This is a genomic window from Phragmitibacter flavus (assembly GCF_005780165.1).
Taxonomy (GTDB): domain Bacteria; phylum Verrucomicrobiota; class Verrucomicrobiia; order Verrucomicrobiales; family Verrucomicrobiaceae; genus Phragmitibacter; species Phragmitibacter flavus.
Window position 1 is genome coordinate 114,345 of sequence record NZ_VAUV01000009.1, and the last position, 11,790, is coordinate 126,134.

Below are 11,790 nucleotides of genomic sequence, written 5' to 3' on the forward strand. Positions count from 1 at the left end.
TCAGCCTCGCTCCTTGTTGATAACGCTGCCGACCATAGTCGCAAAACCCGAACTGCCAATTGGAAATAAACCATCTCATGCAAGCCTCATGTAAAAAAATCCATCGTCGCGACACCCTTTTTGCGGGTTTTTTGCTCCTCTCCACCATCACCGCCGCCCAGGCCGAATGGAACCAGTGGCGCGGCAGCCAGCGCAACGGCATCTCCTCCGACACCACGCCCATCACCTCAACTTTCCCGAAAGACGGACCACCCGAACTTTGGAAAAGCGAATCCATTCCCAGCGATCATGATGGCGGCCACAGCAGCCTCGTCGTCTCCGGCGACCACCTCTTCCTCCCCGTTGTCTGGCACACCGCCAACCCCTCCGAACAACGCCTCGTCGACGGCGAAGTCCTCGCCTCCCTCGGCCATCGCGGCACCAACCTCCTCGGACCCGAACTCACCGCCAAAATGGAAGCCGCCCGCCATGACATGCCGCGGCTCCGCGGCACCGCCCTTGATGAATGGGCCCGCACTTGGGTCAAAGAGAACTTCTCCGAAGAACAACGCCTCATCCTCGGCTCCTGGGCCGAAGGCCGGTTCAAACAAGGCAAACAAGCCATCGACCTCGCCATTCTCGACCAGCTCAACAAGCCACCCAAAAAACCCTTCGACAGCCCTGCCGAACTCAACGCCTGGCTCGATGAACTGAACCTCGATCCTTCCGTCCGCGAACGCTTCATCAAAGCCGTTCCCAACACCATCAAAAGCGCCGAAGATGTCGTCTTATGCCTTGATGCCAAATCCGGCAAAACCCTCTGGAAATTCAAGGCCGAAGGCCACCCCACCGGTCGCACCAACGCCTCCACTTGCGCCGTTGCCGACGACCGCGTTTACGCCGTTCTCAGCACCCACCTCTACGCCATCGACGCCAACTCCGGTGCCCTCATTTGGAAAACCCCCGTCAGCAAAAACGGCAAAGGCAGCTCCCCCCTCTATGCCGACGGCAAAATCTACCTCCTCGAAGGCACCCTCATGTGCGTCAACGCCGCCGACGGCCAAATCCTCTGGACCAACAAAGAAACCAAAGGCAGCAACTCCAGCCCCATCCTGTGGAAAACCTCCGACGGCCTCACCACCCTCGTCTGCCAGACCAACAATAATCTCACCGGCATCGATCCCGTCACCGGCGAACTTCGCTGGAAAACCGAAGGTGGAGGCCAGTCCACCCCCGTCGCCCAGGACGATCATCTCGTGATCCTCAGCAGCACCAAAGGCGTTGCCCTCCGTTGCTACCAAGCCCAACCCAACGCCCCTCCAAAAACCCTCTGGACCCACGACTTCCTATCCTCCCGCTACAGCGCATCCCCCCTCATCCACGGCGACGAAGTCTATCTCCTCGGCAGCAGCCGCCACCTCTGCCTCAACCTCGCCGACGGCAAAGTCCATTGGGAATCACAAGTCGAGTCCACCATCTCCTCCCCCGTCCTCATCGACGGCAAATTGGTGATCATGGACAACAACGGCACCTTCCTCAACCTCCTCAAAGCCACCCCCGAAACCTACACCCCCCTTGGCCGCACCCGCATCAGCGCCATGTGGTGCCCCACCCCCACCCCCTGGCAAGGCCGACTCATCATCCGCAAGAAAGACCACGTCGCGTGTTACGACCTCCGAGAGGGAGGCAATGGCCAATAGCGTAGGAGCGGCGGTCTCCAGGCCGCCGTCAAAAAAACCAGCACCCACCCCCACCTCATTCACCCATCCCCTTGGCCAACTCCCCTTCCCAAATCCGATACTCCCCATCTCTCAACCCAGCCTTCGCCGGATTCCTTCGAATATAACGAACACAATTCGCAAGATGCTTCTCATCTCGAATCGCTCTATCAAAGTAATCCTTCTGCCAAACCGCCCCCACTTCCCCATTGACCTCATTCATCAAACGCGCTGTATAACTTTTCCAACTGCCGACCAAATTCCCAATCACCTGCCCTGCCAACAGCTGAAAAAGCACGTGGACATGATTAGGCATGATCACCCAAGCCACCTGTCTGCAAAGACTGCCCTCGAAATACCCCAACGCATTCGCCACCATTAAAGACACGCCCTCATCACGCAAACGGCAACTCCCCAAGTTCTGATCCAGCAACCGTTCCAACTTACGAGTAAACGCCCGTTGCACCACCTGCTCAACATCCGGAGTCATCATCTTCCGATAACTCGCCAACATGGCCAGCCTATGGTCATCAAGCTTCTGCATCACCTCTTTCGGCAAGGAGTCTGCAAGCCGAAAAGTCACAAAATAAAACATCCCTTCTCGTTGCCAGTGAGGCAGCCGATTCCTGCTTCGTTCAACCGGTTCGATTGAGCTATTAAGAAAAGCGAGCGGGGGCAACTCTTTCATGCCATCAGCATGAAATATCCCAATGATCAATCAAGCCAATATTCAACCCCTCGCTCCAAAACACAGGAGGAGCGGCGGTCTCCAGGCCGCCGTCACCCATCAACCACGGCGGCCCGGAGACCGCCGCTCCTCACCTCAAATCCTTCTCCACCCTCACCGCACAAAACTTATAATTCGGCTGCCTGCTATACGGGTCCACCACCCCAATCGTCAGCTCATTCACCTGCGCATAATGCATCGGCAGAAAAACCTGCCCGCGCCCCACCGTCGCCGTCACCCGCGCCACCGCCTCCACCGTCCCACGTCGCGACACCACCCTCACCATTTTCCCATCGACCACCCCCAGGCCCTCCGCATCTGCCGGATGCACCTCCACCCACAACTCCTCCGAATACAACTTCCGTAAAATCGCCGACTTGCTCGTCCGCGTCTGCGTATGCCACTGCGCCGAAGTCCCCCTCCCCGTCAACAACACCAACGGATACTCTTCGCTCACCTTCTCCGGCACTTCACGCGGCGTCTCAAACACCAACCTCGCACGCCCGTTCGCCGTAAAAAATAGCCCATCCTCAAACAACCTTCGTTCCTTCCCCACAACATCCCCATCCCCCGCCTTCAACGGCCACTGCACCCCACCCTCCCGCGCCAACATCGCATACCCCTCAATCCCCGAAATCTCACAAGGCTGACCCACCGACACTGCCTTCATTTTCTCAAACACCACCTCCGGCGACGTCCATCCACGAAACAACTCCCCACATCCCCAATACTCGGCCACCAACCGAAAAATGTGAAAATCCGCCAGCGCCTGCCCCGGCGCCCGGCTCACCTTCCGCCCCAACCCGAACCGCCGCTCCGAATTAATAAACGTCCCCTCCTTCTCTCCCCAACCCGCCGCCGGCAACACCAAATCCGCCAGCTGCGCCGACTCCGTATTCCCAAACATGTCCTGCACCACAAAAAAATCCAGCTTCCCCACCAGCTCCTTAAACCGCTTCTGATTCATCCACGAATGCGCCCCATTCGTCGCCACCATCCACAAGCCCTTGATCTTCCCCTCACCAATCCCCTCAATGATCTGATCATACGCCCAGCTCCCCCGATCCGGAATCCGCCCCACCTCCATCCCCAGCGCACCCGCCACCTTTTCGCGATGCTCCGCCTTCGTGAAATCATGCCCCCCCAATAAGTTCGTCGTGTTCGAGAACAACCGCGATCCCATTGCATTACACTGACCCGTGATCGAATTCGCCCCCGTCCCGGGCCGCCCCATGTTCCCCGTCATCAACGCCACATTGATGATCGCCTGCGCCGTCCGCGTCGCCTCATGACCCTGGTTCACCCCCATCGTCCACCAGAACGACACCCGCTTCCCATTCGCCACCGTCCGCGCAAACAACTCAAACTCCTCCGCACTCAAACCCAACACCTCCAAATGATCCGCAAATTCAAAATCCTTCAAAAACTCCACTAACTCAACATACCCATCCACATGCCTCTCCACATACTCCAAGTCCACCCTCCCATTCACCACCAACCAATGCGCCAAACAATAAAACAACACCAAATCCGACTTAGGCTTAATGGCTAAGTGCTGCGTCGCCGCCATCGCCGTCTCTGTCTTTCTCGGATCAATCACCACAATCTCCGGTCCGTGTCGATTCCGCTCCACCCGCTGCCACATGATCGGGTGGGCAATGCACGGATTCGCCCCCACAAACACCAGCACATCACTCTCCTCAAAATCCGCATAGGTATACGGCGGCGCATCAAACCCAAAACTCTCCTTATACGCCGTCACCGCCGTCGCCATGCACTGCCGCGTATTCCCATCCCCATGCACCATCCCCATCCCAAACTTCGCCAGCGCCCCTAAAAAAAACATCTCCTCACACATGATCTGACCCGTGCTCAAAAACGCCACCGACTCCGCCCCATGCTGATCCATGATCGCCCCAAACCTCCGACAAAACACCTGCAACGCCTCATCCCAATCCACCGCATTCCCATCCAGCATCGGCACCACCGCCCGATCCTTCGCCCCCAGCGGCGTCAACGCCTCCCAACCCTTCGGACACGCCATCCCCAAGTTCACCGGATAACTCGAATCCGCCGTCAAGTTGATCGCCTGCCCCCGCTCATCCACATGCACCTTCAACCCGCACCCCGTCGAACAAAACCCACAAACCGAAGTCACCGTCCCATGCGGCGTCATCCTCAACGGCACATTCCCAAACCCAAACTTCCCCGGACTCTGCACCAGTTCTCTAGTCATCGGCCCATCCAACGACCTCAACAAGCCCGGCAACTTAAAATCGAGTCTCCTCTTCATCTTCGTCTTCATCAATGCATCTCCCTCCAGGAATTCGAAACCATCCTTGGTGACTCCACCGCCACAAAAAACAAATGCCGCTCCAGCACCTGCGCCATCACCGTGCTAAGCACCGACCCCGTCGCCCACCACGCCGCCAACCCACCCGCATTCACCATCCCCATCAACCCCAACAACGTCGACACCCCAAACAACACCGCCCTCGCCCTCACCACTCCACCTTTCAACTCCACCATCTTCCGCGCCGACCGATGATTCTCATGCCCCTCATCCATCAACGCCCCCCGCAACCTCAACCGATCCCGCACAAACAACCCCGTCCTCACCACCGTCGCCGCAAACCCCAAATGAATTGCCAGCAACGACGGCCCCATCCAACCCATCACCGCCGCCCCACCCGCACACCCCAACAACAACCCCGTGCCAAAAAAACTCCAGGCCGTGCTCCCCAAATTCCACAACACCCGCCGCGTATCCGCATACACCATCACCGAACAAAACACCCCCACCACCCCCACCAAAGCCGCCGCCCCCGTGGTCCACCCACCCGGAAAAACCGCCGCCAGCAACCCCACCATCAAAAACCCACCAAACACCACAATCTCCCTGCTCAACCACGACTTCCTCAATCCAAGAAAACAGCGCCAAGCCCGCATCGGCTGACCCAAATGCAACACACTCAACCCAATCCCAATCCCCAACACCCCCACTGCCAATCGATTCCCCCACTCCATCCCACCGGCCACCGGCAACAACAACCCCACCCCAAACAACCCCATCGCCATCTGCGTCAAAACCAACATCCACGCCAGCGGCCAATGCGCATCCTCCAATCGTAACTTCGCATCTCCAAAATCCCGCGCCCCCTGCGGCACCACTCTATCTGAAACATAACTCGTCGTCGGCTGCGTATAACTCGAATCAAAAGCCGTCGGCAACATTCTTACCTTGCCCATTCCCCCCTGATCCACGATCCGGATCGCAATCGCCTCACTCGGACAAGCCTGCACACAAGCCGGAGCCTCCCCCACCGCAAGCCTTTGCGAACACATGTCGCACTTCCTCACGATCCCCTTCTTCGAATTCCACTTCGGCACATCATACGGACACTTCATCACACAATACGAACACCCGATGCACTGATCATCCAGATGCCGCACAATCCCCGTCACGTCATCTTTCTCATAAGCCAATACCGGACACCCATTCGCACACGCCGGATCCACACAATGATGACAAGCCGTCGTCACCGTCTGCACGTAAGGCTGCATCCTCGTCCCCACCAGCATCCCCACATCCCGCCAGCTCTCCTCCTCATCCAACCCATTCAACGAATGACACGCCACCACACAAGCCTTGCACCCCGTGCATTGATCCAAGTTCACCTCAAACGCAAACTGATGCCCCACCCCCGGCTTCCCCATCGGCATCAGCTTCTTATAAAATCTCTCCTGCGAAGGCACTCCCGCCTGCTCCTCATGCCAGTCACTAAACCGCATCACCGCAGTCCCCAATGAACCCTGCTGCTTCAGCAACTCATCTACCAAAGATACGCGATGTTCTAGTAAGTTACTCATGAAAAACAAATGACCAAATCGCAATGTCCAATGCCCAATAAAAATCCCAACGTCCAATGCCAAACCCAAAGCCCGCAATCGTCATTGCTCATTCCCTTGGTCATTGGACGTTGGTCATTGGTCATTGACTCCACACTTCCTGCAACTCCCCCACCGTCCTCCGATTACAAAACTCCTGAAAGCTCTCCTCCCCCTCCCGCTTCGCCAGATAGCCCTTCAACATCGCCTCCAGCGTCCCTCCCAACGACTCAAACGGCACCCCCGTAAACACCTGTCGTCCTATCTTCCGATTCTCCCCAAACCCGCCTCCCACCGTAATATGATAGCCTTCTCCCGACTCACTCTTCACCTTCGTCCCCAACAACCCGATGTCCCCCATGAAATGCTGTGCACAACTATGCGCACACCCCGTGAAATGAATGTTCACCGGCTTGTCTAACTTTACCCGCTTGTCCATATAACTCATCATCGCGATCGCATGCCCCTTTGTATCAGTCGCCGCGAACTTGCAATAGCGATTCCCCGTGCACGCCACAAACCCACTCTTCAGTGGTGACTCCACGGTATCAAACCCCGCCCGCTGCAACGCCTTGCAGGCACTCGCCACAAACGCATCCGACACATTTGGAACAATAAAATTCTGCCACACCGTCAACCTCACCTCACCCGTCCCATAACTGTCCGCCACATCCGCCATCCGCTCCAACTGACGCGCCGTCAACTGCCCCACTGCCACCGCCACCCCGATATAATTCAACCCCGCCTGCTTCTGCGGATACACCCCCACATGCGTATGCCCCTGCTGCGAAAACTCCCTCGCTAACAACGCCTTCGAATCCTCCTTCACCCGTAACAACTTAAACCCGCCCAACGCCTCCACATCGTCCAGAAACCCTTCAAGCCCACGTCCCTCCACCAGATACTTCAAGCGCGCCTTCTTCCGATTCGTCCGATCCCCATCTCGAATAAACACCCTAACAATGGCCAGGATCACCCGATTTAACTCCTCCGGCTTCACCAAAACCCCCCAATCGCTCGCAAAGGTCTGATGTCCCGTCACCCCACCCAGACAAATCCGAAACCAAACCCCCGGCTTTATCCCCTCCTCATTCACCCCAATCCTCACCGCCGTCGCCCCAATGTCATTGGTATCTTCCACACTCCCCACCAACCCACCGCCATCATAGGCAATGTTGAACTTCCGCGGCAAATCATAAAACTCTTTGCTCGAAATCACAATCGTCGCCAGCTCATTCACAAACGGCCGAACATCAATTAATTCATACGGATCATAACCCGCACAAGGGTTCATTGTAAAGTTCCGCAAGTTATCCGCCCCCGCCCCCCGCGAGTGCAACCCACAAGCCTGGATCCGCCGCAAAACTTCCGGACAATCCTTCGGCTCAATCAAGCGAATCTGAAAATTGTTTCGCGTAGTAATCTGAATATATCCCGTCGTCAGTTCCCTCGCAATCGATGCCAGTTCTCTAAGTTGAAACGACTTTACCACCCCGCCAGGAATCCGCAGTCGGCACATATACCCATCCTTCACCGGATTCAGCCAGAACAAGCCATTCCACTTATGCCGAAACACAAAGTCCGTCTCCGGCTTCGCATTCCACCGCGCATCAATCGTCAACTGATCCATTGCATCAAACGGATGCAGATCATGTTTGATTCGCTCCTCCCTAGTCAACTCATCCGAGTTCGGCCCCGGAGGGGCAGCCTCTCCCACCGGTGCCGCCGCCATATCCCCAAAACTTACCCCCTTCGCATTCAATGCCGCAAAGAACCCCTGAAGATACTGCTTTTGCTCCGACGAAAAATCGTTCATCCCCGTGGCCGGAATGCCTTCGCTTGATCTGTTGGTTGAAAGTGCTACACTCATAAAATGATCGAGTTTGATTGGAGTGAATGCCCCGCTGTGTGGCGCGATCCCGAAAGGATGGGCGGCCTCTGGTGCTTCGACCAAACCAGGCTTCCGATTTCATACTTGTTTGAAAATCTTGGGCGCGGCGTCACCTTGGAAGAGTTCGTTGACTGGTATCCGCCCGTCACGATGGAACATTGCCGGGCAGTGCTCGAGTTCGCCGCGCAACGATCTGCAGAACGCGGGATCCCTGAGCTAGCCTCGGCATGAGGATTATCCTCGACAACTGCACACCTGCACCACTCCGCCGCCATCTGGTTGGCCATGAGGTCACACTCGCCGCCCAACGCGGCTGGGCCGCCCTCTCCAATGGCGACCTCATCAAAGTCGCTGAATCCGAGTTCGATCTCCTGATCACCTGTGATCGCAATCTCCGGTATCAACAGAACCTGACAGGAAGAACCATCGCCATCCTTGAACTCGGCGTCCAACAATGGCCGGATCTGAAGCCCTTGGCGCCAATGGTAGCACAGGCGGTCGATACCATCAGTCCAGGTCAATACCTCATCATCCTCGAAAGAGAATGAATTCATCCCGTTAAGAATTCGAAAGTCAGTAAACGTCGCGAGCATACCGTTTCCCTTTCTTCAATTCAGCGACATAAGCCGCCGCCGCATCCGCCGTCTTCCCCCCATGCTGCGCCACTACTTCACGAAGTGCCGCATCCACATCCTTTGCCATCCGCGACGCATCCCCGCACACATAAAAATGCGCGCCCTCCTCCAACCACTTCCATAACTCCTCACCCTTCTCCAGCATCCGCTGCTGCACATAAATCTTCTCCACCTGATCCCGCGAAAACGCCAGGTCAAGCCTCGTCAAAAACCCATCCGCCTTCCAAGCTTCAATCTCGTCCTCATAAAGATAATCCGAAACCCGATACTGATCCCCAAAAAACAACCAGTTTTTCCCCTTCGCCCCCGTCGCCTGCCGCTCCTGCAAGAACGCCCTGAACGGCGCTATACCCGTCCCCGGTCCCACCATGATCATCGGCGTCCCCCCCCCCCCCGGCCCCCGAAAATGTTCCGCCGTGTGAACAAACCCCCCCGCCTCAACACAACGCTCCGCCAGATAAGTCGAAGCCACCCCTTTGTGCCCCACCCCATCCACATCATACTTCACCACCCCCACACACAAATGCACTTCATCAGGATTCGCCTTCTGACTCGACGCAATCGAATACAACCTCGGATTCAACTTTCGCAGCGATCCCACCCACTCCTGCACCTCCACCTGTTTCTCCGGCAACTTACCCATCAAACCCCGAACTTCAAAATGCTCCGTCAACGCATCAAACAACCGCATCTCGCCCAACTTCGGAACCGACACCAAAACATCGCCCTCAAACCCATACCCCTTGATCACTCGTTCGACCACCTCAGGGCAATTCTTCACCCTCACCCCAAGCGCATCCCCCGTCTCATACACCAGTCCCGAACCCTCCAATGAAAACGCCAGATGCCGGGTATCCTTCGCCGATACCTCACCATTCAACTTCACGTTCTTCACCAACGCCGCCGGAAACGGATTGCCCTTGTGATACTTCTCCCCCGACTCAGACTCCGATTCAACCACCACCACTTCGTTGACCTGCTTGCCTTTCTCCGCCACTCCACTCAACGCCTTGAACACTCCCTCACTCCAACCCTTCGCCGCATCATCAAAATCCACATCACAATCCACCCGCGGATGCACCCTCGCCGCCCCAAGCACCTCCAATCGCTCATCCAACATGCGCCCCGCAAGACAAAACGTCTCCCCATAATTCAGATCTCCCAACGCCAGCACCGAATACCTCACCCCATTCAACTTCGGTGACGAACCATTCAGATTCATGCCCTCCCAAAACGCCACCGCATTGTCCGGCATCTCTCCCTCACCCCAGGTGCTGCTGATCACCAAGACATTCTTCTCTTTCGACAAGTCCGCTGGACTCAGCGCCTCCATCCCACAAGCCCTTGCCTGAAATCCACGTCCATTCGCCTCCTTCGCCAGCTTCTTCGCCAAACTTTCCGCATTGCCACTCTGACTCCCAAACAAAATCAACAAAGGTTCCTGAACTTCGGTAGCCACCTCGCCCGCCTGACCGCGACTTAGAACGCCCGCCAAAAATCCATTGAGCCAGGCTCGTTGATCCGCCGTAAAAGGCGCACTTTCAGGAATGATGGGCACAGTGTTCATACAATACAAATCGTGGTCAGGCGTTGGCAGCCAAGGAGGAAATCGACAATCAAAAATCAATCGTCATCTGCACATAAGCGAAGTCCGCATCATCGCTCGCGCCTGTCGCCTTCAAATAATCACCCGCAAAAAAGTGACTGTAACCCGCCAGAAAGCTCAAATGCTTCGCCGCCTTCCAACTCACCGTAAAATCCAGCTCGGTTCCTGCAAAACTATCTGCGCCTGCCTTCACCGGACGAACCGCCGTCACTCCATTGGCGCGATACCATGAGTCCGCTGTATCCGCGATCCAAAAACCATGATAGTCCAGTTGCAACTTCACCGTCTTGCTCGGCATCATTGAAAAACTGACCGCCGGGTTATGAATGTTCTGCCAGGAGAACACATCCATGTAACCATAGAACTTGTGATTGGTCGGAAACAAGTTCTGAAACGTCCCCACATCTCCATCACTAGGATCACTGTCGCCCGTCGCATAATTGTATTCGACAAACAACCTCGGTTTCCAGGCACTTTTTAACCACACATAACCCGCCCCCCAATGACCCGCAAACGCGGTCAGATCCTTGCCCTTCACATCGCCAAACTGAAACGCCATCTCCGACTCGTAATCAAATCCACCCAGCTTGGCCGGGTCAGCCTTCACACGAACTCCGAGCGTCGCAAAGTTGCTGTCCCCCACCGCATACGACTCATGCAAATGAAACACATACAAATCCGTCACCTGCACCGGCACCGCCTTGGTGCTGAAATACAGACCACTGAAAATCTGATCCCTGCCCGTCTCATTGCCATCAAACGCATCACTGTCGTTAAACCCATCCTTGTCCGGCACCACCACACTCGATGCGAAAGCATCCAGACTCCACAACTCCGCTCCATAATGCAACTTCACCGCATCGAACGTGCGACCAATGTTGTTCCAGTCGAACCCACCCACAAGCCGTTCGTCACCAAAAGAAAGCAACTGCCGGCCAATCGTCACATTAAAATTCTTGTCCCCAATCTGCACATAAGCCTGACGCAAATCAATCGGATCATCCCCCTCCGCCCCCAAGGCACCAGGAACATTCGGCCGGTCCGAATCAATCTCAAACGAACTCTGCCCCTGCACATAAAACGTCAGAAAATCCGTTGGTTTGATCTTCACCCCTAGCCGCGCCCTTTGCAGCAACCACGAGTCATCGGTCAGACTGTTGACCGAATCATTAAAATCAAAGTTGTTCTCTCGATATTCAAACCGCAGACGTTCTTGAAAATCGAACACCACCCTGCCTTCAAGTAGTGACAGTGGATTATCATCCGGCGGCGGCAGCACCGGTTCTTTGGTTGACGCCTTTTCACCACCCATAACAGGCAGGGATAAAGCAACGAAAAAAGCACAT

9 protein-coding genes are annotated in these 11,790 nt (G+C 56.0%); 3 read left to right on the top strand and 6 right to left on the bottom strand.

All coding sequences use genetic code 11. The annotated features are described in order from the left end of the window. Positions 1–77 precede the first annotated feature (77 nt). The gene (locus FEM03_RS13330) at positions 78–1,679 is read left to right on the top strand and encodes a PQQ-binding-like beta-propeller repeat protein (RefSeq protein WP_166442840.1); all 1,602 of its coding nucleotides are present in this window, start codon (positions 78–80) and stop codon (positions 1,677–1,679) included. 55 nt (positions 1,680–1,734) lie between these two features. Here FEM03_RS13330 and FEM03_RS13335 read toward each other — a convergent pair whose 3' ends face one another. The 4 genes from FEM03_RS13335 to FEM03_RS13350 all read right to left on the bottom strand — a co-directional run bounded on the left by FEM03_RS13335 (position 1,735) and on the right by FEM03_RS13350 (position 8,182). Next, positions 1,735–2,280 carry a transposase gene (locus FEM03_RS13335; protein ID WP_206170994.1) on the bottom strand — a complete coding sequence of 182 codons (546 nt, stop codon included), beginning with the start codon at positions 2,278–2,280 and terminating at the stop codon, positions 1,735–1,737. A gap of 235 nt (positions 2,281–2,515) precedes the next feature. Continuing rightward, the gene (locus FEM03_RS13340) at positions 2,516–4,717 is read right to left on the bottom strand and encodes a molybdopterin oxidoreductase family protein (protein WP_240772779.1); all 2,202 of its coding nucleotides are present in this window, start codon (positions 4,715–4,717) and stop codon (positions 2,516–2,518) included. Between the two features lie 11 nt (positions 4,718–4,728). Further along, entirely contained in the window at positions 4,729–6,294 is a 1,566-nt protein-coding gene (locus FEM03_RS13345; protein ID WP_138086774.1) for a DmsC/YnfH family molybdoenzyme membrane anchor subunit, read from the bottom strand. A gap of 121 nt (positions 6,295–6,415) precedes the next feature. Continuing rightward, positions 6,416–8,182: a NirA family protein gene (locus tag FEM03_RS13350; RefSeq protein WP_138086775.1), complete on the bottom strand. Its 1,767-nt coding sequence runs from the start codon at positions 8,180–8,182 to the stop codon at positions 6,416–6,418. Between the two features lie 3 nt (positions 8,183–8,185). Between FEM03_RS13350 and FEM03_RS13355 the strand changes: the two genes are divergently transcribed. Together FEM03_RS13355 and FEM03_RS13360 are read left to right on the top strand one after the other, a co-directional pair. Beyond that, positions 8,186–8,434 carry a DUF433 domain-containing protein gene (locus tag FEM03_RS13355; protein ID WP_138086776.1) on the top strand — a complete coding sequence of 83 codons (249 nt, stop codon included), beginning with the start codon at positions 8,186–8,188 and terminating at the stop codon, positions 8,432–8,434. After that, positions 8,431–8,751 carry a hypothetical protein gene (locus tag FEM03_RS13360; protein ID WP_138086777.1) on the top strand — a complete coding sequence of 107 codons (321 nt, stop codon included), beginning with the start codon at positions 8,431–8,433 and terminating at the stop codon, positions 8,749–8,751. The genes FEM03_RS13355 and FEM03_RS13360 overlap by 4 nt, the downstream gene beginning before the upstream one ends. A gap of 25 nt (positions 8,752–8,776) precedes the next feature. On the opposite strand, the gene FEM03_RS13365 is transcribed toward FEM03_RS13360, so the two are convergent. Beyond that, positions 8,777–10,405, bottom strand: a complete 1,629-nt coding sequence (locus FEM03_RS13365) for a diflavin oxidoreductase (RefSeq protein ID WP_138086778.1) — start codon at positions 10,403–10,405, stop codon at positions 8,777–8,779. Between the two features lie 49 nt (positions 10,406–10,454). Continuing rightward, entirely contained in the window at positions 10,455–11,756 is a 1,302-nt protein-coding gene (locus FEM03_RS13370; protein WP_166442842.1) for an alginate export family protein, read from the bottom strand. Between the last annotated feature and the right edge of the window lie 34 nt (positions 11,757–11,790).

Coding starts and splice junctions, on each gene's coding strand:
- FEM03_RS13330 (WP_166442840.1), top strand. CDS start 78: ATGCAAGCCTCATGTAAAAAAATCCATCGTCGCGACACCCTTTTTGCG.
- FEM03_RS13370 (WP_166442842.1), bottom strand. CDS start 11,756: ATGGGTGGTGAAAAGGCGTCAACCAAAGAACCGGTGCTGCCGCCGCCG.
- FEM03_RS13340 (WP_240772779.1), bottom strand. CDS start 4,717: ATGAAGAGGAGACTCGATTTTAAGTTGCCGGGCTTGTTGAGGTCGTTG.
- FEM03_RS13355 (WP_138086776.1), top strand. CDS start 8,186: ATGATCGAGTTTGATTGGAGTGAATGCCCCGCTGTGTGGCGCGATCCC.
- FEM03_RS13360 (WP_138086777.1), top strand. CDS start 8,431: ATGAGGATTATCCTCGACAACTGCACACCTGCACCACTCCGCCGCCAT.
- FEM03_RS13350 (WP_138086775.1), bottom strand. CDS start 8,182: ATGAGTGTAGCACTTTCAACCAACAGATCAAGCGAAGGCATTCCGGCC.
- FEM03_RS13345 (WP_138086774.1), bottom strand. CDS start 6,294: ATGAGTAACTTACTAGAACATCGCGTATCTTTGGTAGATGAGTTGCTG.
- FEM03_RS13365 (WP_138086778.1), bottom strand. CDS start 10,405: ATGAACACTGTGCCCATCATTCCTGAAAGTGCGCCTTTTACGGCGGAT.